This window comes from Bdellovibrio sp. BCCA (genome assembly GCF_037996825.1).
Taxonomy (GTDB): domain Bacteria; phylum Bdellovibrionota; class Bdellovibrionia; order Bdellovibrionales; family Bdellovibrionaceae; genus Bdellovibrio.
This window is the reverse complement of record NZ_JBBNAC010000001.1, coordinates 2,564,931-2,589,935: the sequence shown is the minus strand read 5'-3', so window position 1 is coordinate 2,589,935 and position 25,005 is coordinate 2,564,931. Positions and strand designations below refer to the sequence as shown.

Here is a 25,005-nt window from a genome sequence, read left to right as displayed (position 1 = left end):
ATCCTATTTGTCGATACGGACAGATAGGAGAGCTACCCATGAAACCATCCTTCTGGCTTGAACGTTTTCTCCCAAAACAAAATAATAGAGGAAGTGCCTTTGTTCAGGCCCTCGTTGCCGTCGGCGTTGTCGGCACGATGCTGTATTACATGTCTCCCGAAGTTCTGAAGCACCGTCAGCAGGTTGAGAAGACATCTGCGATTATCACGGCTCGCTTGGCCTTACATTCAATGGTGGACTTTACACTTCTTGGAATTAAGCAGCGTTGGTGTTTTTCAAAAGATTGGATGCAGGAGTCTTGTGGAGGCGATACGGCGTCGGCTTCTATGGCTGCGGTTTTGAGTCATCCGCGTTCCGTTGAACGTGTGTTGATGAAAAAAGAAACCGTGGATTTCTTAAGAGCCATGGGCGTTAGTAACGCCGGAAATATTCCACTAAACAAATTCGATCAAATGATCTCAATTAAGTCTTTCAGTGCCATGCATCCGATTTATAAAATTATTTCGGGATTAAAGGGCTATAAGGTCGAAAATATTTACGTGCGTATTGAGCGAAATCAAAACTCTTTGATTCCTGAATATGGTCGCGAAGTTTATCTTAAAGTCACCGTCAGTCTTTTGGATTCAAGTTTACAACCGATACAAGTGGGATCAAGTGTATTGACGACAGTGTCTTATGTCGGTGTCTATCCGCGCGAAGTGGGAAGCTTTGCTTTACTTGTTGCCGGAGATCTCTATTTGGATAAGAAGACGGGCTCAGGTCTTGGCAAAGGTGATGCCTATTTCCGTCAATTTGATTCGTTAGTTGAAAGATCTCACCATAGTGGGCTTATTTTTGAGAGTCCCGTTTTTGTGAACGGAAGTGTGACACTTCCGTCTGCTCCATCATTGAATGTTGATAAAAACAAGGGTGACACCGTTTATACGCCAGTGACTTTCAAAGAAAAATTGATCATGGGTGAAGGTCCGATCATGCGTAAGCGTGCTGACGGCAAGTTGGCGGAGTTTACACCGCGTTCGTCAGGAATGGATCTCGATCAACTTTGGGATGATATCAGACAGTTTGGCGGCTTCCAAAAAGGTGTGGAGATTGATGCAAGACGTGACTTGGGATTGGACTTTCTTTCCGGTCTAGAAAACGGTTCGACGACAAGTGATCCGAAATTCATGGAAAGATGTATCGCGTACAATCTTGCGAAGTACGATCTTAATCGCACAGTGAATTCAGACTTGCGCGGTCAGCTTCTCAAAGAAAACAAAAACGACAATAAGTATGAGTACCGTTTGGGTCTCACGGACAAGAACCGTTTCAATCCGCAAACAGGTCAAGTGAAATCACCGTCACTAGTTCAGACGGGATGGTTTGGCGAGATTCTTAAAGGTTGGAACCTCAGTCAAAACAGCGGTGCCGTTGCAAAGTACACAATGAACTTTGGGCGTATGAAGGTGGAAGGTGAAATTCCCGATAATGGAACAGTCACTCTGGAACCTGAAATCAATTTAAAAGAATTAAAGGAACGCATCAACGGTCAGTTGAAGGATGCAGAATCGCAACTTCTTTTTGAACAAAGACAGCTTGAAAACATTGAAAAAGAAATTGAAAGAGCCAATCAAGATATTGATGAGCTTAAAGAAGATTTAAAAAAAGCAGAAGAAAAGAAAGACAAAGCCAGAATTGCATCTTTAGAGAGACAAATCGACAATATGCAAGACCGTTTGCGTTCAGCTGAAAGACAACGTTTAAAGCAAAAGCAAGCTATCGTCGATGCTCAAGACAGAGTTGATAAACTTCAGAGACAGCTCGCGGCGGTGAATTCACAACAAGGAATTCAGCCGAAAATTCATATCACAATTTCACAAATCGTGGACCCCAAAGACGCCGGCAATAAAGATACAAATCCGACGTTCCGTGATGTGAAAATCGAGTTTGAAAACGGTGAGCTTTTGGTGAACTCTAAAGGTGAACCGATGGACATCTCATTCCAGTTGGAAGCCTACGACGTCTCTTACTTCCAGGGAACTTCGCTACGTGGTTGGTCGAACGGAAATAAAGGTTGGTTGAACTTCCAACGTACGGGAGGCGGAGGATTCCGGGTCTCTCAAACTCTGACTAATGCCATGGGATTCTCCAAAGGGGAATTGCCAGATGACGATCCATTTATCAACTACGACACAGCCTGCGCGAATCAGCAAAGCACGGCTTTTGCCGGAACTGATTGGTCGCAATCATTTGCTCCGAGTTCAAGGTTCTCGTGGTCTTTCACGAATAAGTATGAAGACCGTACGAATTTGATTTTAGATGGTAGCAATGCCTTTAGGTATCCAAATGGCGGTGGAACGGCAACCTTCCTTGTGAAATCAATGGCCAAGGACTGTATTATTAAGAGCACTGCCAATTTTGTGACAGGATTCTTTACCTGTGAACGTTTGATTATTGAATCTCGCTCAACGGAGTTAAGAATTATCGGCTCATTCATCGTTGCGAATGGAATTGAAATAGCCAAAGATGCCTATGATAAAGGTATCCGCTGGAGCACTATTTATCATCCGATGGCGACTTTTGAATTGCGTCAGGCGGGAGTGCTGAAGGCTCTTGAAAATAAGAGCTGCACAACGATCAACAGGTTCCCTGTTTGGCATCCGTATCCATCAATGAAAGACGTGGCGAATTTATATCGTTGCAATGCGATTTCTCTTCGCTCTAAAGCCGATCCATTCCGCTGGACATCGGTGGATCCAGACTGCGGATTGGTGGGACAAAGTAAATCGACGATGTGTAAGAACCGTTTAGTCAAATTCTATGTTCTTGAAGTTTCAAGGGAGTCCGGCATATGAAGAAGACTTCTTTGCTTAAGAACAATAAAGGTATTTCGATCATAGAAAGTCTGTTGGGACTTGCGATGATCACTTTGGTTGGATCCTTTTTTATTTCCGGGGTCTTGGGAATGAAAAAGATCGCGAAAGACAGCGGAACTAAAAACTCCGTTTACAAACAGATCAATGATGTGATCGAGAATATTCGTCCTAACGTGCGAATGTATCAGATCAACTATGTGCAAACGGACGAAGAAAGAAACAATGCTCTGGCTTTGGATAAACTTCCCATGGCCTGGGGAAATGGAAAACTTGAACCTAAAGAAACTTGTCCTGGTTGTCCTGGAAGATATGGTTTCGTGATCCAGGCTTATCCGGGAATTAAAGGTCTTTATTTAGTGACAGTTCGTTTAAGTCACAAAGATTGGGAAGGCTCATCTGATTCCAAAGGTGGAAAAGGTGAAAGCTCATTTGGTTTCGTGGACTATCAATTTGTGGTGAATTCGCAATGAGGAATCAAAAAGGTTTTACTTTAGCAGAAATGGTCGTCGGTATCGCCTTGATGGGAATCTTAGGCATGGTCGCGGCGTCCTTTTTCGTTTTCACGGCAAAAACGAAAAATGAAATTACCAACGAGATCGAAGAAAAGGTCGATAATATTATTGCTGAGCGTATGCTTCTTAAGGACCTTAAGCTGTCAGAGCCTTCGTTTAACAATCTCGTGGTCGTAGATGATCGTGGTCATCGTTTCTTTGATTTCATTACTGATATGACGGAATCAGGCCTTGATACAGGTGAGCGTATTCTTACGCTGGAGTATGGTCGTCGCAACGAATTTACTTTTCTTATCACGCGAGAGCGTGTTTCTGAAAGTATGATGTATGCTCCGGCTGCCGCTTACGATATTGGAGCCCCGTCAGGAAATCCAAATGTGGCATCAGATATCAGTTTCCGTTCTCTGAACAAAAACAAAGCAGTTGAGCTTTCTAAGGCGGCATTCTGGCAGATCGGATCTATCTTGATGTTGGATTCTCCGGCAGCGGTGCGAGCTATGACGGCCACGGGACCTGATTACTCTAGACCGGCACGATCGCCAATCTTTCTAGGAGTCGTGACAACTCTAGGGGAGTCGCGACTGACACCGTTGGCATTTAGTATTCCCAACTTTTTAGACACGACTCATCCGATGTATCCAAGTGAGACAGTAAACAGTGAAGATGCTTTCTTTAGGGATATACCGCCAATGGGGGGAGCAGCCCCACTTGTTCGCTTGAAATCAGTTTCTGTCGTAAAGTATTATTTAGAGAAGGATAAAGAGGGGAAAGTAAACCTTTTGCGATCAGTGTACTCGGGAGCCACGTTTCCGAAAGGACAATTGTTCGCAGCCGATATTTCGAGAGTGCAGTTTAAGCGGAATGATGCACATGCCGCTTTGATTTACTACATGATCGAGAGACCGGATAAAAAGGGGAACTAAAAGGGGGCTTGTATGTTTTCTATGAAATGGCTGAGCGCTCCACTTTTGTGTGGCGTGGCTCTTCACGCTTTTGCAGCGGACCAACAACCCGCAGCAGTGAACTCAGGGGCAGGGGGTACTGCAGGATTTCAAGGGGTTGTTCTATCTGGACAGGCCTCGCGCGCATCCCAAGAGGGAATCACCATCAATGTTTCAAATACGTGCTTTGGTACGAACTTAAGAAGCGTATCAAATCCAATTTCTCCGAAGTCGACGGTTCAACTTTTTCTGACCATCAACGACAAGGGAGCCTTAAAGCAGTATCAGATCAACTATCCTGCTAAAGTGGTTTCAATGGCCGGAAGTGATCAGGTTGTACAAATTTCTGGACCTGACGTGACTGGTGGAGCGATTGCGTCCTATGCCGGAAACAGCGTGCGAATCACGATTCCCATCAACTTCACTACAAAAGTAGATGAGGAAGGAAATATCAGCAGTGATTTTGACGTAAAACTTCATGACGTTCGCTTCAAACAATATTTTGCGCCGGGCACCGAGAGTGGCCAGCAATTTATGGGTTACACAGGGGACCTTTCAAGCAACGTTTACACAAGCAATTCGAGTGACGGAAAACAATATAGCATTTCCGCATTCTTCCCTGGTGAAAATGGTTTCTGCGGCGGTTACTTCTCGCCACTGATGGTGTTCTTCGACGACAAACGTCCACAGTTCACTTCTGAAGTCGATTTCCCGTTGAATCCTTCCGGAAAAACAATGTGGCCGGAAAAAGGGGCGCCAGGAGCTTTCATCGCGGTTGATCGTAATGGCGATAAAAAAATCACGACAGCCGACGAGTTGTTCGGAAATCAAGGCGATAAATTCAAAAACGGATTTGAAGCTTTACGCGAGTTTGATTCAAACAAAGACGACGTGATCGATTCGAAAGACAAAGACTTTGCAAAACTTCTGCTTTGGTATGATAAAAACGGCGATGGTATTGTGCAAGACGGTGAGTTGGTTCCATTGAAATCGAAAATTAAATCGGTTTCTTTGAAATATGATGCTTCTTCAACGACACCGATCGGCGACAGAGCTGAAGTTCGTGAGCGCAGCACATTTACCTTTGTGCAAAAAGGCAAAGAGAAAAAAGGTTCTGTGATCGACATGTGGTTTGCGCCACGAGTGAAATAAAAAATAATCTGAATCAAAAGCAAACGGCGTTTGGTAACTCAAACGCCGTTTTTATTTTTACGGCACAATCACCGCACGTCCGCGAATCATACCTTCATCAAGTTTGTGATAAACAGAAGGTGTATCTTCAAGTTTGTAATGAGTCACCTCTGCATGAATTTTTCCAGACTCCGCTAACGCCAAAACTTCAATCAGTTCTGCGCGCGAGCCCCAATAAGGCGTGCTCACCATGCAGCCAAACGGCACTTCGCTGCCATCCATGATGATCTTACCGCCGCCAAGACCTGCGACAGTAAGTTGACTGTTCATACCCACAATTTGTGTGGCTAAGGTCACTGTAGGCTGAACGCCGACACAATCAAGGACGAAAGTGGCTTTGCGGGGACCGGTGAATTGATTGATCTTTTCTGCAGCGTCGGGATTTTTTGTATTCACCGTAAGATCCGCACCTAATTTTTTAGCCATTGCTAATTTGGCTTCGTCGACATCACCGGCAACAAGACGGGCACTCGAAAGACATTTTAAAAGTTGCACAGCCATATGACCCAAGCCTCCAACCCCCAAAACAACAACGGTTGTTTCCGGAGTTAAAAGAGGCAACGCTCTTTTAATGGCATGATAAGGAGTTAAAGCCGCATCGCTCAAAGGAGCCGCATCTTTTGGATTTAATTTCCCAAGAGAAACCAAAAGTCTTTCGGAGGGAACAATCATGTACTCCGCCATTCCTCCGTCAGTTCCAAGGCCGCCACCGTAAGCTTTTCCCGGTTTCCAGTTTTCACAGTAATTTTCAAAAGACTGTGTGCAGGCGTGACAGTATCCGCAACCCCAAGGGCCATACACAGCGACGGCGTCTCCCTCCTTCCAGTTTTTAACGCCACTTCCAAGAGCCGCAACCCATCCTGCATTTTCATGACCTAATGTGAACGGTCGATCAATGCCGATACCGCGCTGAAGAACATGAAGATCAGAGTGGCAAACTCCAGCGCCTCCGATTTTGACAAGAACTTCTCCGGCTTTTGGTTCTGGTTTTGGAATATCGACGACTTCGGCGGGTTTCCCCACGCCGACAAAGCGGACGGCTTTCATAGAACCTCCTATATGAAGATTTTAAGCTGAGCAGCGACCTCTGCAAGATCAAGTGTTGTGATACATATTGACCGACTTTTTCAGAGGGAAATAATGGCGCTATATACAAAAGAGGTCTTGCATGCCGATGCGTTTTCTTGCGCCGTGGAGTGGCGAGCGTTTCTTCAGCAGAAATTTTGCCACTCAATTCGAAGAGTTTATCAACGAGTTTGATCGGCAGCTTTCACCGGGAGCTTTGACGGAATCTGAAACAGACTTTACACCATCCATTGATTTCGAAGAATTGGAAAAGTCCTTTTTAGTAACGGTGGATCTTCCTGGTATGAAAAAACAAGACATCAATGTAGAGCTTCATGGCGATATGGTGACGATCTCTGGGGAGCGTCTTCGCGAAGCCAAAGGTGAAAGCAAATACAGCGAAAGATATTATGGAAAATTCTCAAGAAGTTTTGCCCTGCCTTCGCAAGTGGTTGCAGATAAGATTCACGCTCATTTTGAGGATGGCGTCTTGCAAATCACGATTCCCAAAGCCGAAGAAACAGCCAGTCATAGTATCAAGATTTCGTAGGAACTTTGTTTTTACTTGATCCATGGAACGTATATGTTTGAATAAAGCCATGGGTATTCTCTTAAAAAATATTTCGACTCTTTTGACTCTTCAAGGTGCGGCACAAAAACAAGGCCGTCGCGTTCGTGAAGAAGATCTCGGTATCTTAAAGCAAGCTTCGATTCTCTTTGAAAAAGATCGTATTGTTTGGGTGGGAACCGATAAAAAACTTCCTAAAGAATTTGCTAAAAAGAAACATCAAGAGTTCAACATGAAAGGGAAGACGATTCTTCCTGGTTTTGTTGAATGTCACACGCATTTGATTTTTGCAGGCGACAGAGCGGCAGAATTTGAAATGCGCAATCAAGGTGTCAGTTACCAGGAAATCGCAGCTCGCGGCGGTGGTATTCTTTCGACAATGAAAAAAACTCGCGGAGCTTCTTTGGCGGAACTTGCAAAGGGCGGGCAGAAGCGCGCCGATCATTTTATTTCTCAAGGTGTGACGACTTTAGAAATAAAATCGGGTTATGCCCTGAACCTTAAAGATGAACTTAAGATGTTGCAGGCCGCGCAGAAAGTGCAGGGCCTCAGAACCGTGAGCACCTTTTTGGGAGCGCATGCCTTACCTCCCGAGTTTAAATCCTACGAAGACTACTTGGTATTTTTAGGACAAGAAATTCTTCCGGTTGTGAAAAAGAAAAAACTCGCGCGTCGTGTGGATGTTTTTATTGAAAAAGGATTTTTCCCTCCGGAAGCTTCCGAAAAATATTTACGTCGGGCTCAAGAACTTGGATTTGAAGTTTTAGTTCATGCCGATCAATTGTCACTCAGTGGTGGCAGTGATGTGGCTGTCAGAATTGGGGCTTTGTCAGGTGATCACTTGTTGCAAGTGACAGATAAAGAAATTCAGAATCTCGCAAAATCGGAAACCACCTGCGTACTTTTACCGGCTGCCGATCTTTACATGAAAACAAAATATCCACCGGCGAGAGAGATGATTGATGCCGGAGCTCGGGTAGCTCTCGCAACTGACTTCAATCCGGGCAGTTCTCCAACACAAGATCTGAACTTGGTGGGCTTGCTCGCACGTTTAGAAATGAAAATGAGTTTGCCTGAAGTGATTGGTGCATACACGGTGGGAGCCGCGCACGCATTGAATTTGCAGCAAGAAGTAGGATCTTTGGAGGTCGGAAAGTCTGCTGATATTTTATGCATGGAGAAAGACTGGCAGACCTTGTTCTACAGTGTTGGGGAGAGCGTAGATAAGGTTGTTTTTTCGAGAGGAAAGAAGATTTTCGGCAGCTTAAAATAATTTGCTGCGTCAGAAAATTTAAGAATCTTAAAATTTCCTTTGAAAAAGCACCTACTTTCTTCCTAGTCTTGAGCTGTGCTAGTGGAGGGGAAATAACAACATGAGATCGTCATATACCACTTTAATGCAGTCGAAGTATTTTAATCCTGCGTTTAACAGTGCCATCTTTGATGGTCCCGTGCGCATTTACTTTGCCCAGTTTCATGAGGCGCTGGCTTTAAAGATCTATTTTCTGATTCAACAAAAGTTGAGTGCAGAGATGGTCAAAGCTAAGGAAGTCTCAAAAGCTTCAGGCGCGAATATCCTTGTGATGATTTATCCAACAGCGGATAGCTTCCTTCTTTCTTTTGAAGGAGCTGAAAAGACTCCAAGTGCCCTTGAGGTAGAAAAGTGGCATGAGGACGTGGTTATCGGCCTTCGTGGTCCTATTGAAGATGAAAACCTGGATCTTTTGATAGAAACTCTTCGTCTCACAATGGAAAACTGGCGTCCAGCCTCCCTTGAGGCGACTTCCGCTCTTGCGGAACTGTGATATACTGATTTCATGAAGAACAACCGAGGTCAAATCGTGGTGGAGTACGTACTCCTCCTCGTTATCGCAGTGGGGATCGCGGCGCTTTTAACAAGCCGCCTAGTCAGTCGTAATGCTGACAACCCTGGCATCCTTGTGTCTAAGTGGCACTCGATCTTAAAGACCATCGGCGACGACGTTCCCGACAGGCATAAATAATTTTATAAAAAAGGATTTCCGCGTTTGTGCAGCTCTTCTTTGACTGCGGCCTGCATTCTTTCTTGAATGTCTTGCGCGATTTCATGAACCAATTCGGCATCATCAATCGCAGAGGCTTTGTAGGGAAGATGGATGGGTTCCAAAAAACGAATGCGCCATTTCGCGGGCAAAGGAATAACATTCAAAGGAAGCGGGATCACCGAGCCTTTTAAAAACTTTGTGAACTTCAGTTTCTTTAAGTTGATATGAGTTTCTTCCGCACCCAGGATCACAACAGGGACAATCGGTGATTGCGTTTCGAGAGCCATGCGCACAAAGCCGCGTTTAAACTCCTGCAATTGATAACGTTCCGACGTCGGTTTGAAATTTCCTTGCTCGCCTTCAGGGAAAAGCACAATCGCATTTCCTTTTTTAAGAGCGTTCAGACCGTTTTCATAAGTCGCCTCGGTGAATCCCATTTTTTGCGCGGGGATCGCCGTGGTTTCCGTCAAAAACCAAAAGTGGTGAGTCAAAACTCGGGGGACGCGTTTGGCTTCTTGTTGAACAATATGTCCCAACAAAAAAGCGTCAAAGCCCGAATACCCAGAATGGTTCGGAGCAATGATAACAGCTCCGCGACGCGGAATGTTCTCAACGCCTTCGATCTCCATGCGGAAATATTTGCGCAGAATTTCAAGTAAAAAGCGGGGCAGAACACGAAAAATCAGAGTGTCTCGGTCAAGGTTCCGAAGACCGAAAATTTTTTCGTTGGGTTTCGTCAGGAAATTCTTCATGATGTTACTTAGTCATCCATCGACGGCGGAGTGTTTATGTCTTCTTCTTTTATCATGGCTATTGACCAAGGTACAACCAGCTCTAGGACTTGCATTATCAATCAAGCCGGAGGTCTTGTCGCCGAAGCGCGTGAGGCTTTCAAACAGATTTTTCCTAAGCCGGGGTGGGTCGAACACGATCCTGAAGATATTTGGTATTCCACACAGCGTTCAATGCGCCTGGCGATGGAAAAAGCAGGAGTAAAAGGCTCCCAAATTCGTGCCATTGGAATCACCAACCAACGAGAGACGGTGATGCTTTGGGACCGTAAATCAGGTAAAGCGATTTACAACGCGATTGTATGGCAATGCCGTCGCACGCAAGAGATCTGCGAGAAATTAAAGAAAAATAAAAAAGAGAAAATGATCACGGCAAAAACGGGACTTGTTTTGGACCCGTATTTTTCGGCGACCAAAATTCAATGGATCTTAAAAAATGTCCCCGGGGCCGCACAGAAAGCTCGCAATGAAGAGGTTCTCGCCGGAACTGTAGATACGTTCTTGCTTTGGAAATTAACTGGCGGTCAGTCTCATAAAACGGATGTCAGCAATGCTTCACGCACCATGCTGATGAATATTCACACGGGTTGGTGGGACGAAGAACTTTTAAAACTTTTCAATGTGCAAGAAGGAATTTTGCCAGAGATCTGTCCATCGAACGCCGATTTCGGTCGTACTCAAGGTTTGGGCTTTATGCCCGATGGAATTCCTATCACAGGTATTGTGGGAGATCAGCAGGCGGCATTGTTCGGTCAGGCGTGTTACGATGTCGGTGAATCAAAATGCACTTTTGGAACTGGAAGTTTTCTTTTACTCAACACGGGCAAAAAAGCTGTGAAGTCTAAAAATAAACTTCTTACGACAATCGCTTGGAAGTTAAAAAATGAAGAACTCACTTACGCTCTTGAAGGCGGGGCCTTTGTGTGTGGAGCCGCTGTTCAGTGGTTGCGCGATGGCTTGGGACTTATTCAACAATCTTCGGAAGTCGAAGCTCTTGCAAAAACGGTGGAGAGCACCGACGGAGTTGAATTTGTTCCGGCACTGACGGGGCTCGGTGCTCCTCATTGGAAACCCGACGCGCGTGGTTTGATCTGTGGCCTTACACGTGGTTCAACGAAAGCGCATATTGCAAGAGCAACCTTAGAGGCGATGGCTTTGCAGAACGTTGATATCCTCGTGACCATGCAAAAAGATTTGGGCAAAAAGTTGAAAGGCGTTCGTGTCGACGGGGGAGCTGCTGCAAATGACTTATTAATGCAAATGCAAGCTGACTATTGCGGCGTAAATGTCATTCGTCCTAACAATTTAGAAACAACAGCACTGGGGGCGGCTTTCATGGCGGGGCTTGGTTGTGGTTTTTGGAAGGACCTCAAGGAGATCAAACGTGTTTGGACAGTGAATAAAGAATTTAAAGTGAAAATGTCCGTGAAAGATCGCAAAGAGCGAATGGCTCGTTGGCAAATGGCTTTGGAGAGAGTGTAGATGAACGGCCAAGAACAAGGGCAATTGATTTTTAAAAAGGTGGCGCTTTCTGAAAAGAAAATGCTCTTTCGCGAAATCGCCAGCGATAAAATGCAAATCGCCGTAAAAGGAGCTTTGCAAGAGGACGTGTTTCACCTGATTGCTGTGCAAACTGAAAAAGACGAAGCCCTTCTTTGCCATCATACGGCGGATTCCAAAGGCATAACGACGGCACAAAAAGTGATCGTGAATTTCGCCTTTAAGTCGGAACGCTATTTCATTCAGACGGAACTTTATTTTGAAGCGGGGTGGGCGGTTTTAAAAATCGACACCGATCTTTTTCAGCTTCAACGCAGAGCCAATGCGCGCATTGATATTCCAGCAAAGTATGACGCCGTTTTTATACTAAGTTCTCATGGTGGGCGCAGTTATTTCTTAGAGTGTCGTGTGAAAGATGTCAGTGCGGGTGGATTTAAGATGGAACTTATGGGGGCCCAACCTGAGCTCAAGATAGGCGATCATGTCAAAGGCACACTGCGCTTGGGTGTAAGACGTCCCATGGAGTTTGTTGTCGACGTTCGTTTCGCGCAAAGCAAAGAAGAAAACGGAGTTACAAAACAGATTGCGGGTGTGCAATTCATCGGAATTGATCATCTTATGGAAAGCCGTTTGCTGAGTTTGATGATGGACTTACAAAGAGAGCTCTTCCTTAAGTATCCTCAAAAGAAATAGTGTTTTCTAGCACCTTAAACTAATTTCAAAACGCAGCCCTTTGGTGTCACTTTGTCCGGCACGAATCTTGGATAAAGACCTTTGCCTGTTTAACAAGGAGTCTTTATGAAACTACCTATTCTGTCTTGCCTTTTAGTTGCTGCGACACTTTTCCAAGCACCTGCATTTGCACAAGTTCGCCCTGATCCTCGTCCGGGAGATCGTCGTGACGACCGCAGAGATGACCGCCGCGATGAGTGTGACTATCGTCGTTATGATTGCCGTGATGAACGTGATGGTCGCCATGGTGGTTATCGTCCCCCTGTGACACCACCGCCAAGATACAATCCTCCTTACAACCCACCACGCCATGATCCAAATCCTCCGCGTCCATATCCTGATTATCCAAATTATCCGGAATACCCACGCGACAACTATGGCGAAGCCAGCGTTCAGTTTTATGGAGTCACAAGAAGATCTGGTGGAGAATGGTTGCGCGTAAGTTTCAACTACGCTTCTTATGTGGATTATGTTCGTGTGAATCTTTACAGAGCCGCTTTGCAGATTCATGAAGCATATGCGATCACACAAAGTGGTCGTCGTATCATGATCAGCAATTTGTCATACTCTGGTGTTATTTATTCCGGTCGTACTTTGACTTCGGAGTATATCACTGCGGGTGAGCGTATTGTGGCTATTGATATTCGCGCAGAATCCATGGGCGATTATGCTGATCTCAGCATCAGTGTCATCTCCAACGATGGAACTCCTTCCATCTATCCATCTCGTTACTAACAATTCAAAAAGGCCCCCCAAACTTTTTTGAACTCTAAGGCTCTTTCCCCAAAAAGGAGCCTTTTTTCTTTCGTCTTATTGCAGAGATCGGGTGCGATTCCGAAGGTGGATTGCCTTGAATATCCGTCGCTTCGGTCGGCACGCCGTCCGGGCTCAGTTGCCGCTACGGCTTCGCCGTAGTTCGCGCCATCGTGGCGCCGGCAAAGGCCTCTCTTCGGACAGATATTCAAGGCAATCCACCTTCGGAATCCACGACGTCTTTGCTTCGATCCAAAGATAAATAAAATCAAATTTTGGAAATGAATCAGGTTTTTAAAAGCTGTTTGGTTCTTTGAATTGCTAGCTCAGTGGATTCTATTTGATCTTGAGGGGCGTTCATTGTTTTTCGGATGGTGAGTGCTTCTTCTGCTTTTTGGAAATCTCCTAAAACTCTTAAGTAGACGGCGATTTCACCGATGACGCTGACGTATTCTTTAGGAGAGGTGATGGAGTCTAAAGAGGACTCCATATTTTTAACGTAGGATTTAAGATATTCTGGATCTACGGGAATGCTGCGTAAGTTTTCGTCGAACTTAAACTGGGGCTTTTCCATTCTTAGCCGCGGTTTTTTTCTTGTTCTAGTTCGCGGATTTTTTCTGTCATGTTTTGTAAGCGGTCTACGAAAGATTTTAGCATGCATTCGGCCCATGTTGGGAGATCTGACATGAGTTGTTTGAAACCGTCTTCGGATACTTTGACAAGGACGACGTCTGTTACGGCTTGTGCTGATGCTGAGCGGGGGCTGTTTGAGATCAAGGCGAATTCGCCGAAAGATTCTCCGTCGACGATGTCGGTGATGGGGATTCGTTTTCCCATGTTGTCTTTTGTGAAGATATTTACGACGCCGGATTCGACTATGTAGAAATGATTTTCGATGTCGCCTTCGAAGAAGACATAGTCTCCTGGTTTGTAGGTTTCTTTTTGAATGGCGCTCAGTGCTTCCGACATAACAAAATCCTTTTTGTATGTGAGTCGTTCTTTTAATTATGCGTAGATTTATGTCGAGAGCCAATTAAATTTCAATTGCAAAAGTTCATGTTGCCCTCGCCAGACTCATCCGTGTTTCACTCATGCCGGGCGAACAGACCGTTTCCCAGTCACTGGTCCTTGGGCTGTTTTGTTACTTGTTGGAGGTTCGAGTTAAAGAGCTTTAAGTTTCGCGACGATCGTCAAGATTAACAAGACAATCATCAACAGACCTTTAGTAATCTTCAAAACGCGTCGAATACGTAAGTACGCTGTTTTACGCATCGGACACCTCCTGTAAGTTTTCGGACAGGAGATCCACCAAAAGCGAGTCTGGCTAAGACCATTCTCGCTTTTGTTTCCGGCTTCCTGCCGGAAACCCCTTCGGGGCTTGCGCGAAAAAATATCATCCTGATATTTTTTTGCATTTCTTAGACCTAATTATTCGATAATTTAAATAATCTTACTCAGATCCTGAACATTCTTAATGAACGAAATCTTCTTATCTTTTGAAAGTTTGATTTCAGCAAGATGTCGCTTGTTCGAATATGGAATCACAAAGTGTTGGAAGCCGAGCTTGTCGCCCTCGCGAATTCTATTTTCCACGAACGAAACTCCGCGCACTTCGCCAGTCAAGCCGATCTCGCCAAAGAAACATGTCTTGGCGTCAAGATCATGATTTCTTTGGGTCGATAGAATGGCAGCGGCAACCGCTAAGTCAGCAGCGGGTTCGATTAGTTTTAATCCACCAACAACGTTGATGAAAATATCATTCGCACCTAGGCGCACATCTAAGTGGCGATCTAAAACCGCCGTTAATAAATGCAAACGGTTCACGTCAATGCCTAGCGCTGTTCTTCGTGGCATCGCCATCGGACTTGAAAGAGTCAATGCTTGCACTTCACACAGAAGCGGTCTTGTTCCTTCCATCGAAGCAAAAACGGCAGAGCCGATCAACTGATCTCCGCGCTCTTCTAAGAACAATTCAGAAGGATTCGAAACTTCTTCAAGACCTTTGGAGTTCATTTGGAAAACTCCCAATTCGTGTGCGGCACCGAAACGGTTTTTCAATGCGCGCAGCAAACGGAAATTGTAAGAGGCGTCTCCGTCGAAAGACAGAACGCAGTCCACCATGTGTTCCAAAACTTTCGGACCTGCGATGTTTCCATCTTTTGTTACGTGACCAATCAGAATGACAGTGATGCCTTCTTGTTTTGCAAGTCCCATCAAATGACCTGCGCACTCACGAACTTGAGAAACAGATCCTGGAGCTGCTTGCAAATCTGGCAAGAACATCGTCTGAATAGAATCGACAACCAAGATCTCTGGCTTTTTAAAACGAGCCAACTCCATGATGCTATGAAGATTGCTCTCACAACCAATCTCAATCAGCGGGGAGCGAATGCCCAAACGATGAGCACGTGATCCAGTTTGCGAAACACTTTCCTCGCCCGAGATATACAGAACTTTGTGTTTGTTTTCCGCAAGGCCGCCGGCCATTTGCAAAAGCAAAGTGGACTTTCCAATTCCTGGGGAGCCACCGAGCAACACGAAACTTCCGCGAGCCAAGCCACCACCTAAAACGCGATTGAGTTCTTCGAAACTTGTATCAAAACGATCGAGTTTCACTTCTTCAAGGCTTTGGTCTAGCGAGACAGGCTTCGACGCTGCAGCGCCTTTTTCGGGTGTGCCGGTAGACCATCCTCGAGTTTTAACCTCGGGCATCTGCAATTCCTCGACGAAAGAGTTCCACGCGCCGCAGTCAGAGCATTTCCCTTCCCACCTTGGTCGTTGGGCTCCACAATTTTGACAGGTATAGATCGTTTTAGTTTTCGATTTTGCCATAGATATTCGGTATCATTATTGGATGAGAGATACAAGGACTGTACATATGAAGAACGCACTGAAGTGCATCGTGATTTCTTTACTTTTTAGCTCCATGGCGGGGGCGCAAACACCTAAGAACGATCTAGATTCTTTTAAAAAGGCTCTCGAGCAATTTCGTGCGGCGAAATACGACGAAGCTATTCCTGGATTCGAAGGAGTTTTAAAAGATAAAACGAATCTGGAAGAATACGCGCGTTTTTATTTGGCGCAGTCTTTCATGAAAACAAATAAATTAGATCAAGCCGAAACAGAGCTTAAAAAGATTTTGGATTTGTCTCCGAACGTGAAAATGACGATCGAGGCTTCCAATCTTTTAGGACAAGTCGCACTTGAAAAGAAAAATTTCAAACAAGCCAGTGCTCACTTTGCGAAACTTGAAAAGAGAACTCGCAACACGGAAGACTATCCGGATGTGATCTACAATTTGGCCGTGGCCGAAAAAGGTATGAACCGTCACGGACAGATGTGCAAATGGCTTGTGAAACTTTACGAAAGATATCCGGCGTATCCAAAGGTCCAAGATTGGAGTGTCGATCTTGCGGCTAACGAATTTGAAGGTAAACCTTCTGACTGCCGAGTAACTCCGGAGGATTTCCGCACACGTGTTCGTTATATGTTGTGGGCAGGTCTTGATCAAAAAGCTCAAGGTGAAATCAACGTCATGAAAGAGAAGTTGGCTAAGACAGATAAGTATCTTGCCGATAAACTTCAAGCTCAGTTCTATCTCCAAGAAGGGGAAGTGAACAAAGCCGTTGAAATTTTAAAACCCTACTATGAAGCCAATAAAAGAAATTTCGATTATTTAGTTTTATTTGCATCTTCTGCGGCAAGAGCAGGGGAAGTGCAGTTAGCAGTAGGTTCTTATTACTCTGCTTATAAGATGAGCCCAAAATCAAAAACGGGTCGTCAGGCGTTGTATCAATCAGCGTTTTTAAGCTACCAGTTCCAAGATTACGATGGAGCTGCTCGTCGCTTCCAAGAATTTATGAAAGTGTATCCGAAGTCAGGTTTGAATCGCGATGCTCAATGGCATCTTGCTTGGCTTAAATATTTAAAAGGAGATTATCAAGGGGCTTACAAGGCTTTCTCAAATCTCAACGTGCAAAAGCGCAGCAACAAACGCGGTTGGAAATCCTTCCCTCAAGATAGACTCAGCTACTGGATGGCGATGAGCCTTTTCCGCCAAGGAAAAATGGATCAAGCAAAATCCATGATGGAAAGTCTGTCTCGCGACCCTCTTATGGGATACTATTCCATCGCAGCTCAAGCGCGTCTTAAGAAAATGGATGAAACAAAGGCTTCCACTAAGTTGGCGCAGTCTTCTTTGCCAACGCAGCCACGTTTGATCTCTCGATTCTCTGCAGGCGAATTTTTGATGCCAACTGCACAAGAAGAGTATCGCGGTGATGAAGGTGAATCAGAAGAAAACCTCATCCTCACTCAATACTCTGCAGATGATGAAAAAGGCGAGGACGAAGAAGCTGAAGCGGGTGTTGCCGACAATCCTGATATGAAGTCCGTTGATGTTGCAGCTTCTGATGACTCAGAAACGGGTGGAGAAAAAGTAACTACTTTCTCGAATCCCGTTTTGATGAAACGTTTTGAGCGCGCTCGCGATATGATGATCTTGGGTGAAAATGAATGGGCTCGCTGGGATTTGTATGATATCGAAAGAAAAACGTCGAACAGAGAATATCTGCGCACGTTGATGGGTGAATACAATACGGCAGGTCACTTCAACCGTTCATCTTACATTGCACAAATCAACTTTGGTGGACAACGTGCCGCTCACGGTTTGGATGGTATCCGCTATCTTTGGGAGTTCGCGTATCCTCGCGCTTACTCTGACGTTGTTGAAAAATACACAAAGAAGTTCGAAGTTCCTGAAGAACTTGTTTGGGGTATCATGAGAGCAGAGACCAACTATCGCCGTGACGCCATTTCTCCGGTCGGAGCATTGGGTTTGATGCAAGTGATGCCATTCACAGGTCACAAAGTTGCAACCTTGTTAGGCGATAAAGAATTTAAAGCACCCATGCTTTTACAGCCTGAAACATCTGTGAAAGTCGGTTCTCGTTATTTGAAACGCTTGATGGATCGTTTTGAAAATACGATTCCACTTGTCGCAGCCGGTTACAATGCGGGACCTCACCGTGTGAAAAACTGGCTCGTGAGTTTCGGAAATCTTGAGACGGATGAGTTCATTGAACACATTCCGTTTTTGGAAACTCGCAACTACGTAAAACGCGTTGTTTCGAATTCTTATATTTACGCACAATTGTACGGCAACAAAAAAGATCTTTTCTCTTACATGGCGGGCGCGGTTCCAGTGAAAGTGAACAGCGAACTTGCGGGAAAAGAAAATTGGGATGACATTTGAGAGAGAACGTTTTCGGTTTCGTCTTAAAAAAAATATTTGAAATGTTGGCGTCGCTGGTGATACTTGCGGCGCTTACGTTTTTTTTACTGAAGGTTCTTCCTGGAGGACCTTTTGATCAAGATATCGCCTTAAATCCCCTGGTAAAAGAAAAACTCAATGAACATTGGCAAGTCGAACAATCGTGGCTGTTGCAGGCGAGGTCCTATTTGCAAGGTCTTGTCAAAGGGGACATGGGCGTCTCAATGGCGCGACCTGAGCGCACCGTAGCTGAGATCATCGGACAAGGGCTGACAAATACGCTGGCGCTGAACGGATTGTCGTTAGTGTTTATCTTAGCAGGATCGATTCTTGTTTCCATTTTGGCCATTCGCTATCGTGATTCTTGGATTGAAAGCACTATCGACCAAAGCGTGATCGCTTTTTTATCTTTACCCAGTCTTTTTTGGGGGCCGCTGCTGATTTACCTTTTCGGATTTTATTGGAATCTTTTACCGGTGGCTTTTCTTACAAGTCCCGCGCATTATATTTTACCGCTTCTAACTTTGAGTTTGCGCCCTTTGGCGTCTTTGGTGCGTTTACTAAAGAACTCTTTAAATGAAAACTTTCATCAGGATTACGTCCGAACAGCCAAAGCCAAAGGGGTTGGGACGTGGCAGATCCTTATCAACCACGTGCTAAAAAATTCGCTCATTCCTTTTCTTAGCTATGTGGGGCCGCTGATTGTTTCTTTGCTTTCCGGCTCTTTCCTTGTGGAAGTGCTGTTTGCGGTGCCGGGACTGGGAACGGAGTTTATCTCGGCTCTCAATGATCGGGATTATACTCTAATCATGGGCCTTACGTTGTTTTACGGAACTCTTTTAATTATTGTGAATTCCCTTATTGATGTGCTTTTGAAATTCGTAGATCCAAGATTAAGAGAGGAAGCATGAAAAAGTCATTTGTGATTTTTGCTATCAGCTTTCTTACTCTCTTGATTTTTATGACGCTGTTTTACCCTGTCTTAGGATTCTCGACAGGATTAGAACAAAACGTTGAAAGCATTTTAGTAGGAGCAGGGCGCGAGCATTGGTTTGGAACGGACTCTTTAGGGCGGGACGTTTTTTCAAGAGTTCTTCTAGGTGCAAGAATTTCTCTTCTTGTAGGACTGGTGTGTTCTCTATTGTCCTTCGTTTTCGGTTTTACTTACGGAGCTTTGGCCGGCTGGTTCGAGGGTGTTACGGACCGTGTGTTGATGCGTCTTTGCGACATTCTCATGGCGCTTCCAAGCTTTATCTTAGTTTCCATTTTATGTTTAACCATGCAGTTGATGCTTCCGATGGAAGATCTTTACTACAAAGCGCTCCTCAGTCTTTGCCTTGGAATTTCAGCGACACACTGGATGAGTCTTGCACGCGTTACCAGAGGCATGGTTTTAGAAATCAAGCGAAAGCCCTATGTGGAAGCGGCCTTGGCACTGGGCGGAACCAGCACTCATATTATGCTTCGCCATATCCTGCCAAATATGCTCGGAACATTATTGATCGTGATGGCGATGCAGATCCCTACAAATATTTTGTATGAAAGTTTTATGAGCTTTATCGGGTTGGGAATTCATCCGCCATACACGAGTTGGGGAATTTTAGTTCGAGAAGGATGGAAAACACTTTCAAGCTTTCCGCATTTGATTTTGTTTCCATCGTTGGTTTTGTTCTTAACAGTGTGGAGCTTTCACATCCTTCTGGATTTTATAAAAGCGAAATTCAAAATTTAAGCTTTTACCCTCTGTAATCAGTTTTAAAAAGCCTGTGGCGGTTGCCAGCCACCAAAAGTGGTTTCCAAAAACTCAGCGCATGACAAAGTCAGATGATCGTTCATGTGCCGAGAAACGATCTGCACACTCAATGGCAATCCTTCGGGATTCAAACCCATCGGAGCCACCGTTGCCGGATGTCCCGTCGTCGTAAAAAATCCCGCATAAATAAAATCAAACGGCGACCACAAAGGCGCACGGTGTTTCGGCGCGACACGCGGATGGGGAGGAATCAAAAGAATTCCATCTTCACCAAGTTTTTCATCCAACTCGTGTTTCATTTTTTGTAAAGCGGCCAGATCTTCAGTGAAGTCTTTTTCGCTTTTATCAAACATCTCACCCAAAGAGACAATAAGGTTCGGGAAGGTGTAGTCACCTCTTCCTAAAGCGACTTTCAAAAGCTCTTTGCCAATCGAAAGATTTTTATTGGGACCACGAAGCGTTTGATACAGTTTTTTGCCCTTTGAGGATTGCAAAGCGGAGAACCACAAATCGGTTCCGCGCACAAAAAAGCGCGGATCCAATTCTTCAACGTGCGCACCCAATTCTTCAAACAACTTCCCGCAATTGCGCACGACCTGAGCCATTTCGTCATCCGTGGAACGAGCACGATGAAAAACTGGAGAAGGGCAGATTAAAACTTTTCTGTCAGCCCATTCGTGAGTGCGCTCTCCCAGAATTGGATTTTTGACAGTCTCTAAATCGATCCCGTCAGAGCCCATTAAAATTTTCGTCATCGTATAAAGATCACTCGCCTTACGAGTCATCGGTCCCATGGAAGTGAAAGGATATTTCCCACCCACCATGTTTTTAAAATCATCCCGCGAAAAAGGAAAATGTCCCGTCAAAGGCAACAAATAACGAGAAGGCTTATGCCCAAACACACCACAAAAAGCCGCAGGCATACGAATGCTTCCGCCGATGTCGCTGCCAAGTCCAAGAGGTGTTGCTCCTGCACCTAGCAAGGCGCCTTCGCCACCACTGCTTCCGCCGCACGTGCGACCGAAGTTGTAGGGATTATTCGTGCGACCATAAACAGGGTTGAAAGACTCAAACCAAAAACCCAATTCAGGAACGTTCGTTGTGCCCATCGGAATCGCGCCCGCTTTTTTCATACGCGAAACAACAGTCGCATCCCAATCCATCACATCATTTTTGTGATGAATGCTGCCACCGGTGCGTTTCATGCCGGCATAAGAAAACATTTCTTTTACGGTAAAGGGAACTCCAAAGAGGGGAGGCAAAGAAGAATTGTCTTTTGCCAAAAGTTCCGTTTGTTCATGCGCCAGTTTTCGAGCACGAACAAAATCGTCTTCCACCATGGCATTTAAAGAGGGATTGACCTGTTCAATACGTTCAATGTGAATTTCAAGAACTTCACTAGGAGAAATTTCTTTTTTAGCGATTCGAGCAGCAATATCCGTGGCAGAAATCTTAAGTAGTTCGTTCATAAAATAAAAAAGGGAGCCCGAAGCTCCCTTTCTCCTGAAACGTTTTAAACGTTGAATCTAAAGAACAAGATGTCTCCATCTTTAACGATGTACTCTTTTCCTTCAAGACGATATTTACCAGCTTCTTTCACAGCCTGTTCAGATTTGTAAGAAAACAAATCTTCGCAGTGATAAGTCTCAGCACGGATGAAACCTTTTTCGAAATCCGTATGGATCACACCCGCAGCCTGTGGAGCTTTTGTTCCAGCACGGATTGTCCAAGCACGAACTTCTTTTTCACCCGCCGTGAAGTAAGTTTGTAGACCCAAAAGTTTGTAAGCTTCACGGATCAAACGATTCAAACCTGGCTCTTCCGCGTTCATCGCTTCAAGGAATTCTTTACGCTCTTCGGGAGGAAGAAGAGAAATCTCTGCTTCCATCGCAGAACAGATCAAGATCGTATTGTTGTTTTCTTCAGCCGCGCGTTTTTCAACAGCTTTTGTCCAATCGTTACCGCCAGCCGCGAAGTCCGTGTCAGACACGTTCATTGCATACAGTACTGGCTTAGCAGTTAACAAATGCATTTCACGCAAAAACGGCATTTCAAGATCATCCAACGCCACAGAGCGAGCAGGCAGACCTTTACCCAAAGCCTCTTTCACTTTGCGAGTGACTTCCGCTTCCATTTTTAATTTTTTGTCTGTTGTGTTCTTCGCCATCTTCTCGATGCGCGCATATTTTTTATCAACAGAATCAAGATCCGCCAAAAGCAATTCCGTGTTGATCACTTCGATGTCACGGATTGGATCTACAGAACCAGAAACGTGCACGATATTTGGATCGTCAAAACAACGAACCACGTGAACAATCGCATCTGTCTGACGAATATGAGAAAGGAATTGGTTCCCCAAACCTTCACCTTGAGAAGCTCCCTTAACGATACCTGCGATATCCACGAACTCCATCGTTGTAGGGATCACTTTTTGTGGCTTAATGAAAGTCGTGATTTTATCCATGCGAGGATCTGGAACTGTCACAACGCCCACGTTAGGATCAATCGTACAGAAAGGATAGTTCGCCGCCTCTGCTTTTGCAGATGTCAGAGCGTTAAAAAGCGTACTTTTACCTACGTTTGGTAAACCTACGATACCGACTTGTAAAGCCATGAGAGCCCCTTAGAAAAGTGATCAAAAACAACTGTGTGAATGTAGCTTACCCATTGAATTTTGTCGAAGCTTTTTGAATTCCATCAAGGATAATGCTTTCGACAGCATCAAGGCCGCGGTTGAGGAAATCAGGCATTTTCTCGAATTCTTCCTTCGAGAATTTGCCAAGAACGTGGTCAGCAACTGGTATATTCGGATTGACGGGACGACCCACACCAAGGCGCAGGCGAATATAGTCCGCAGAGCCCAGCAAACCCGAGATACTTTTGATTCCGTTGTGGCCGCCGTGACCGCGGTTTTTTTGGATTTTCATCTGACCAAAGGGCTGATCAATTTCATCGTGCATAACAATGAGATGATCCATCGGAATTTTATAAAAGCCCATCAAAGGCTGCACCGATTCGCCAGAAAGATTCATATACGTCTGAGGTTTACAGAAAATCAGTTGGTGGTCTTTCCACTTCACTTGCGCGATTTCTGCTTTGAATTTGTTTTGCACAGGAGGATTGCCGAGGCCTTCCAGGAAATAATCGACAGCCATAAATCCGATGTTATGGCGAGTGAGTTTATATTCTCCACCGGGATTTCCTAATCCTACGATCAACCACATAATTCAAAAACCTCTATCAGGTTAAAAAGCAAAGGCAGCTCGGGTGAGCTGCCTTTGAGATGTTTTGCTATTAGCGCTGAGCGAATTACTTTTTCGCAGCAGGTGCTTTTGCAGCAGCAGGAGCAGCAGCCGGAGTGGCAGCAGCAGCTGGAGCAGCGGCAGCAGGAGTTGCAACAACTTCTTCTTCTTGAGCGTTAACAACCGCGATAGTTTGTTCTGCACCAGTGATAACTTTAACAGAACCAGAAACTTTCAAGTCAGAAACGTGAAGAGCATCGCCTACGCCCAAGTTAGAGATATCAGCAGTCAAGAACTCTGGGATATCCGTTGGCAATACTTCAACCTCAACAGAACGAAGAACAACGTTCAACAAACCGCCTTCAGAAAGACCGATTGGTTTACCTTCAAGACGAACTTCAACGTTAACGCGAACAGCTTTCTTAAGATCCAACGCGAAGAAGTCAACGTGTTGAGGACGGCGAGAAAGTGGGTGAACGTCTACGGACTTAACAAGAACAACGATACCGTTGGCTTTTTTGTCGTTAGATTTCAAAGTGAAAAGAGCATTTTCGTAAGCGCGAGTGTTGTACTTAACGATTTCTTTTTCACCAACTGCTACGTTGATAGGTTCAACTGCACCGTAGATAACTGCAGGAACGTTGCGAGAGTTGCGAAGTGCGCGGCTGTTGTGTTTACCGATTTCGCGTGGTTCAACGTTTAATTCAATTCTGTTTTTCATGTTTTTTTCCTTCTAGTCCAATAGAGGATTGTTAATAAAATCCCATTTCTGGGGTTAAAAGCTACTCCAGCCTACGCGCCGTTCGGCGCTTCGGCACTGTGGCCATCCGGCCTAATCAAATAACGAACTGACGGAATCATTTCCGTGGATTCGTTTAATCGCCTCTGCCAAAACAGGAGCGACTGAAACCACTTCGATTTTTCCACAGTTTTTCGCCGCTTCACTGAGCGGGATCGTGTCGGTAACCCATACTTTTTCGATAGGGCTTTCTTTCAGACGACTGATCGCAGGCCCTGAAAAAACAGGGTGCGTTGCAACGGCGAACACCCTTTTTGCCCCATTCTTCAAGAGGCTGTCAACTGCTTGTGTAAGAGTTCCCGCCGTATCAATCATATCGTCGACAATAACGGCCGTTTTACCAGTGACATCCCCAATTAAGTGCAAAGCTTTTGCCTCATTAGGGCCAGAACGGCGTTTATCGATGATCGCCATGGAAGACTCAATACGTTTGGCAAAGGCACGGGTTCTTTCAACCCCGCCAGCGTCTGGACTCACCGCAACAAATTCGGAGCCCTGACCATAAGCCTCACGCCAAGCGCGAGCTAAAGTCGGAATCGCAAACAAGTGGTCCACCGGAACGTTGAAGAAACCTTGGATTTGGGCTGCGTGCAGGTCCACGGAAACTACGCGGGTAGCTCCGGCTGTCGTCAGCAAATCCGCCATCAATTTGGCAGAGATCGGCGCGCGAGGAGCGACTTTGCGGTCCTGGCGGGCATACCCGTAATACGGGATGACGGCGGTGATGGAGGCGGCCGATGCTCTTCTTAAAGCATCGAGCATCACAAAAAGCTCCATGTAATTTTGATTCACGGGAGGACACGTACTTTGAACAACAAACACATGCTGTCCACGAACACTCTCATGAATTTCGACTTGGATTTCCCCATCGGCAAAACTGCTTACTTCACAGTAACCAAGCTCAACACCTGCGGCTTCGGCTACCTTCTTTGCCAGGGACGGATTGGCATTGGCGGTAAAGATTTTTAGGCCCTTCATCACTCGTAGTCTCCTGAGTTAAAAGTGCA

General features: G+C 45.2%; 24 protein-coding genes. 14 read left to right on the top strand and 10 right to left on the bottom strand.

Annotated features, from left to right (window positions below):
• Nucleotides 1-38: 38 nt before the first annotated feature.
• From AAAA78_RS12550 to AAAA78_RS12535, 4 genes are read left to right on the top strand one after another with little or no spacing between them, the layout of a single operon-like run.
• Nucleotides 39-2,834 carry a hypothetical protein gene (locus AAAA78_RS12550; RefSeq protein ID WP_340592385.1) on the top strand — a complete coding sequence of 932 codons (2,796 nt, stop codon included), beginning with the start codon at nucleotides 39-41 and terminating at the stop codon, nucleotides 2,832-2,834.
• Nucleotides 2,831-3,325 carry a hypothetical protein gene (locus AAAA78_RS12545; protein ID WP_295900838.1) on the top strand — a complete coding sequence of 165 codons (495 nt, stop codon included), beginning with the start codon at nucleotides 2,831-2,833 and terminating at the stop codon, nucleotides 3,323-3,325. Before AAAA78_RS12550 ends, AAAA78_RS12545 begins: the two co-directional genes overlap by 4 nt.
• Nucleotides 3,322-4,290: a prepilin-type N-terminal cleavage/methylation domain-containing protein gene (locus AAAA78_RS12540; RefSeq protein ID WP_295900841.1), complete on the top strand. Its 969-nt coding sequence runs from the start codon at nucleotides 3,322-3,324 to the stop codon at nucleotides 4,288-4,290. The genes AAAA78_RS12545 and AAAA78_RS12540 overlap by 4 nt, the downstream gene beginning before the upstream one ends.
• A gap of 12 nt (nucleotides 4,291-4,302) precedes the next feature.
• Nucleotides 4,303-5,460: an EF-hand domain-containing protein gene (locus tag AAAA78_RS12535; RefSeq protein ID WP_340592384.1), complete on the top strand. Its 1,158-nt coding sequence runs from the start codon at nucleotides 4,303-4,305 to the stop codon at nucleotides 5,458-5,460.
• Between the two features lie 57 nt (nucleotides 5,461-5,517).
• Here AAAA78_RS12535 and AAAA78_RS12530 read toward each other — a convergent pair whose 3' ends face one another.
• Nucleotides 5,518-6,546 carry an NAD(P)-dependent alcohol dehydrogenase gene (locus tag AAAA78_RS12530; protein ID WP_340592383.1) on the bottom strand — a complete coding sequence of 343 codons (1,029 nt, stop codon included), beginning with the start codon at nucleotides 6,544-6,546 and terminating at the stop codon, nucleotides 5,518-5,520.
• A 121-nt stretch (nucleotides 6,547-6,667) separates the two neighbouring features.
• Here AAAA78_RS12530 and AAAA78_RS12525 point away from each other — a divergent pair, with 121 nt between their 5' ends.
• The 4 genes from AAAA78_RS12525 to AAAA78_RS12510 all read left to right on the top strand — a co-directional run bounded on the left by AAAA78_RS12525 (nucleotide 6,668) and on the right by AAAA78_RS12510 (nucleotide 9,135).
• Entirely contained in the window at nucleotides 6,668-7,114 is a 447-nt protein-coding gene (locus AAAA78_RS12525) for an Hsp20/alpha crystallin family protein (protein ID WP_340592382.1), read from the top strand.
• A 22-nt stretch (nucleotides 7,115-7,136) separates the two neighbouring features.
• Entirely contained in the window at nucleotides 7,137-8,405 is a 1,269-nt protein-coding gene (hutI, locus tag AAAA78_RS12520) for an imidazolonepropionase (protein ID WP_340592381.1), read from the top strand.
• Nucleotides 8,406-8,505: 100 nt separating this feature from the next.
• The gene (locus tag AAAA78_RS12515) at nucleotides 8,506-8,937 is read left to right on the top strand and encodes a hypothetical protein (protein ID WP_295900859.1); all 432 of its coding nucleotides are present in this window, start codon (nucleotides 8,506-8,508) and stop codon (nucleotides 8,935-8,937) included.
• Between the two features lie 12 nt (nucleotides 8,938-8,949).
• Nucleotides 8,950-9,135 carry a hypothetical protein gene (locus tag AAAA78_RS12510; RefSeq protein ID WP_295900861.1) on the top strand — a complete coding sequence of 62 codons (186 nt, stop codon included), beginning with the start codon at nucleotides 8,950-8,952 and terminating at the stop codon, nucleotides 9,133-9,135.
• A gap of 2 nt (nucleotides 9,136-9,137) precedes the next feature.
• Here the strand turns inward: AAAA78_RS12510 and AAAA78_RS12505 are convergent, their stop codons facing one another.
• Nucleotides 9,138-9,908, bottom strand: a complete 771-nt coding sequence (locus tag AAAA78_RS12505) for a lysophospholipid acyltransferase family protein (RefSeq protein WP_340592380.1) — start codon at nucleotides 9,906-9,908, stop codon at nucleotides 9,138-9,140.
• A gap of 36 nt (nucleotides 9,909-9,944) precedes the next feature.
• On the opposite strand from AAAA78_RS12505, the gene glpK reads away from it, so the two are divergent.
• From glpK to AAAA78_RS12490, 3 genes are all read left to right on the top strand, one after another.
• Nucleotides 9,945-11,429: a glycerol kinase GlpK gene (gene glpK / locus AAAA78_RS12500; RefSeq protein ID WP_340592379.1), complete on the top strand. Its 1,485-nt coding sequence runs from the start codon at nucleotides 9,945-9,947 to the stop codon at nucleotides 11,427-11,429.
• Nucleotides 11,430-12,140, top strand: a complete 711-nt coding sequence (locus tag AAAA78_RS12495) for a PilZ domain-containing protein (RefSeq protein ID WP_340592378.1) — start codon at nucleotides 11,430-11,432, stop codon at nucleotides 12,138-12,140.
• Nucleotides 12,141-12,245: 105 nt separating this feature from the next.
• Nucleotides 12,246-12,914, top strand: coding sequence for a beta-sandwich domain-containing protein (locus tag AAAA78_RS12490; RefSeq protein WP_340592377.1), 669 nt, complete (start codon nucleotides 12,246-12,248; stop codon nucleotides 12,912-12,914).
• 304 nt (nucleotides 12,915-13,218) lie between these two features.
• Here the strand turns inward: AAAA78_RS12490 and AAAA78_RS12485 are convergent, their stop codons facing one another.
• The 3 genes from AAAA78_RS12485 to radA form a co-directional block, all read right to left on the bottom strand.
• Entirely contained in the window at nucleotides 13,219-13,506 is a 288-nt protein-coding gene (locus tag AAAA78_RS12485) for a hypothetical protein (protein WP_340592376.1), read from the bottom strand.
• Between the two features lie 2 nt (nucleotides 13,507-13,508).
• On the bottom strand, nucleotides 13,509-13,901 hold the full coding sequence (locus AAAA78_RS12480; RefSeq protein ID WP_340592375.1) for a Crp/Fnr family transcriptional regulator: 393 nt from the start codon (nucleotides 13,899-13,901) through the stop codon (nucleotides 13,509-13,511).
• Between the two features lie 471 nt (nucleotides 13,902-14,372).
• Nucleotides 14,373-15,764 (bottom strand): DNA repair protein RadA, encoded by a 1,392-nt coding sequence (gene radA, locus AAAA78_RS12475; protein WP_340592374.1) that lies wholly within the window; start codon nucleotides 15,762-15,764, stop codon nucleotides 14,373-14,375.
• 46 nt (nucleotides 15,765-15,810) lie between these two features.
• Here radA and AAAA78_RS12470 point away from each other — a divergent pair, with 46 nt between their 5' ends.
• The 3 genes from AAAA78_RS12470 to AAAA78_RS12460 are packed head-to-tail and all read left to right on the top strand — an operon-like array spanning nucleotide 15,811 to nucleotide 19,936.
• On the top strand, nucleotides 15,811-18,186 hold the full coding sequence (locus AAAA78_RS12470; protein WP_340592373.1) for a transglycosylase SLT domain-containing protein: 2,376 nt from the start codon (nucleotides 15,811-15,813) through the stop codon (nucleotides 18,184-18,186).
• A 41-nt stretch (nucleotides 18,187-18,227) separates the two neighbouring features.
• Nucleotides 18,228-19,115, top strand: coding sequence for an ABC transporter permease (locus AAAA78_RS12465; protein WP_340592372.1), 888 nt, complete (start codon nucleotides 18,228-18,230; stop codon nucleotides 19,113-19,115).
• Nucleotides 19,112-19,936: an ABC transporter permease gene (locus AAAA78_RS12460; protein ID WP_340592371.1), complete on the top strand. Its 825-nt coding sequence runs from the start codon at nucleotides 19,112-19,114 to the stop codon at nucleotides 19,934-19,936. The genes AAAA78_RS12465 and AAAA78_RS12460 overlap by 4 nt, the downstream gene beginning before the upstream one ends.
• A gap of 23 nt (nucleotides 19,937-19,959) precedes the next feature.
• Here the strand turns inward: AAAA78_RS12460 and AAAA78_RS12455 are convergent, their stop codons facing one another.
• From AAAA78_RS12455 to AAAA78_RS12435, 5 genes are all read right to left on the bottom strand, one after another.
• Entirely contained in the window at nucleotides 19,960-21,426 is a 1,467-nt protein-coding gene (locus AAAA78_RS12455; RefSeq protein WP_340592370.1) for an amidase, read from the bottom strand.
• A 44-nt stretch (nucleotides 21,427-21,470) separates the two neighbouring features.
• Entirely contained in the window at nucleotides 21,471-22,571 is a 1,101-nt protein-coding gene (gene ychF / locus AAAA78_RS12450; protein ID WP_295905270.1) for a redox-regulated ATPase YchF, read from the bottom strand.
• A 46-nt stretch (nucleotides 22,572-22,617) separates the two neighbouring features.
• Nucleotides 22,618-23,181: an aminoacyl-tRNA hydrolase gene (gene pth / locus AAAA78_RS12445; RefSeq protein ID WP_340592369.1), complete on the bottom strand. Its 564-nt coding sequence runs from the start codon at nucleotides 23,179-23,181 to the stop codon at nucleotides 22,618-22,620.
• Between the two features lie 85 nt (nucleotides 23,182-23,266).
• The gene (locus tag AAAA78_RS12440) at nucleotides 23,267-23,920 is read right to left on the bottom strand and encodes a 50S ribosomal protein L25 (protein ID WP_340592368.1); all 654 of its coding nucleotides are present in this window, start codon (nucleotides 23,918-23,920) and stop codon (nucleotides 23,267-23,269) included.
• A gap of 111 nt (nucleotides 23,921-24,031) precedes the next feature.
• Nucleotides 24,032-24,976, bottom strand: a complete 945-nt coding sequence (locus AAAA78_RS12435) for a ribose-phosphate diphosphokinase (protein ID WP_340592367.1) — start codon at nucleotides 24,974-24,976, stop codon at nucleotides 24,032-24,034.
• Nucleotides 24,977-25,005: the final 29 nt, after the last annotated feature.

What these genes read in the sequence shown, in the direction of transcription:
- AAAA78_RS12530 (WP_340592383.1), bottom strand. Translation starts at nt 6,546, where the DNA reads ATGAAAGCCGTCCGCTTTGTCGGCGTGGGGAAACCCGCCGAAGTCGTC.
- AAAA78_RS12460 (WP_340592371.1), top strand. Translation starts at nt 19,112, where the DNA reads ATGAAAAAGTCATTTGTGATTTTTGCTATCAGCTTTCTTACTCTCTTG.
- glpK (WP_340592379.1), top strand. Translation starts at nt 9,945, where the DNA reads ATGTCTTCTTCTTTTATCATGGCTATTGACCAAGGTACAACCAGCTCT.
- AAAA78_RS12515 (WP_295900859.1), top strand. Translation starts at nt 8,506, where the DNA reads ATGAGATCGTCATATACCACTTTAATGCAGTCGAAGTATTTTAATCCT.
- AAAA78_RS12465 (WP_340592372.1), top strand. Translation starts at nt 18,228, where the DNA reads ATGTTGGCGTCGCTGGTGATACTTGCGGCGCTTACGTTTTTTTTACTG.
- AAAA78_RS12490 (WP_340592377.1), top strand. Translation starts at nt 12,246, where the DNA reads ATGAAACTACCTATTCTGTCTTGCCTTTTAGTTGCTGCGACACTTTTC.
- AAAA78_RS12495 (WP_340592378.1), top strand. Translation starts at nt 11,430, where the DNA reads ATGAACGGCCAAGAACAAGGGCAATTGATTTTTAAAAAGGTGGCGCTT.
- AAAA78_RS12540 (WP_295900841.1), top strand. Translation starts at nt 3,322, where the DNA reads ATGAGGAATCAAAAAGGTTTTACTTTAGCAGAAATGGTCGTCGGTATC.
- AAAA78_RS12510 (WP_295900861.1), top strand. Translation starts at nt 8,950, where the DNA reads ATGAAGAACAACCGAGGTCAAATCGTGGTGGAGTACGTACTCCTCCTC.
- AAAA78_RS12550 (WP_340592385.1), top strand. Translation starts at nt 39, where the DNA reads ATGAAACCATCCTTCTGGCTTGAACGTTTTCTCCCAAAACAAAATAAT.
- AAAA78_RS12505 (WP_340592380.1), bottom strand. Translation starts at nt 9,908, where the DNA reads ATGAAGAATTTCCTGACGAAACCCAACGAAAAAATTTTCGGTCTTCGG.
- AAAA78_RS12525 (WP_340592382.1), top strand. Translation starts at nt 6,668, where the DNA reads ATGCCGATGCGTTTTCTTGCGCCGTGGAGTGGCGAGCGTTTCTTCAGC.
- AAAA78_RS12535 (WP_340592384.1), top strand. Translation starts at nt 4,303, where the DNA reads ATGTTTTCTATGAAATGGCTGAGCGCTCCACTTTTGTGTGGCGTGGCT.
- AAAA78_RS12455 (WP_340592370.1), bottom strand. Translation starts at nt 21,426, where the DNA reads ATGAACGAACTACTTAAGATTTCTGCCACGGATATTGCTGCTCGAATC.
- hutI (WP_340592381.1), top strand. Translation starts at nt 7,137, where the DNA reads ATGGAACGTATATGTTTGAATAAAGCCATGGGTATTCTCTTAAAAAAT.
- AAAA78_RS12485 (WP_340592376.1), bottom strand. Translation starts at nt 13,506, where the DNA reads ATGGAAAAGCCCCAGTTTAAGTTCGACGAAAACTTACGCAGCATTCCC.
- AAAA78_RS12470 (WP_340592373.1), top strand. Translation starts at nt 15,811, where the DNA reads ATGAAGAACGCACTGAAGTGCATCGTGATTTCTTTACTTTTTAGCTCC.
- ychF (WP_295905270.1), bottom strand. Translation starts at nt 22,571, where the DNA reads ATGGCTTTACAAGTCGGTATCGTAGGTTTACCAAACGTAGGTAAAAGT.
- AAAA78_RS12480 (WP_340592375.1), bottom strand. Translation starts at nt 13,901, where the DNA reads ATGTCGGAAGCACTGAGCGCCATTCAAAAAGAAACCTACAAACCAGGA.
- AAAA78_RS12435 (WP_340592367.1), bottom strand. Translation starts at nt 24,976, where the DNA reads ATGAAGGGCCTAAAAATCTTTACCGCCAATGCCAATCCGTCCCTGGCA.
- AAAA78_RS12545 (WP_295900838.1), top strand. Translation starts at nt 2,831, where the DNA reads ATGAAGAAGACTTCTTTGCTTAAGAACAATAAAGGTATTTCGATCATA.
- AAAA78_RS12440 (WP_340592368.1), bottom strand. Translation starts at nt 23,920, where the DNA reads ATGAAAAACAGAATTGAATTAAACGTTGAACCACGCGAAATCGGTAAA.
- pth (WP_340592369.1), bottom strand. Translation starts at nt 23,181, where the DNA reads ATGTGGTTGATCGTAGGATTAGGAAATCCCGGTGGAGAATATAAACTC.
- radA (WP_340592374.1), bottom strand. Translation starts at nt 15,764, where the DNA reads ATGGCAAAATCGAAAACTAAAACGATCTATACCTGTCAAAATTGTGGA.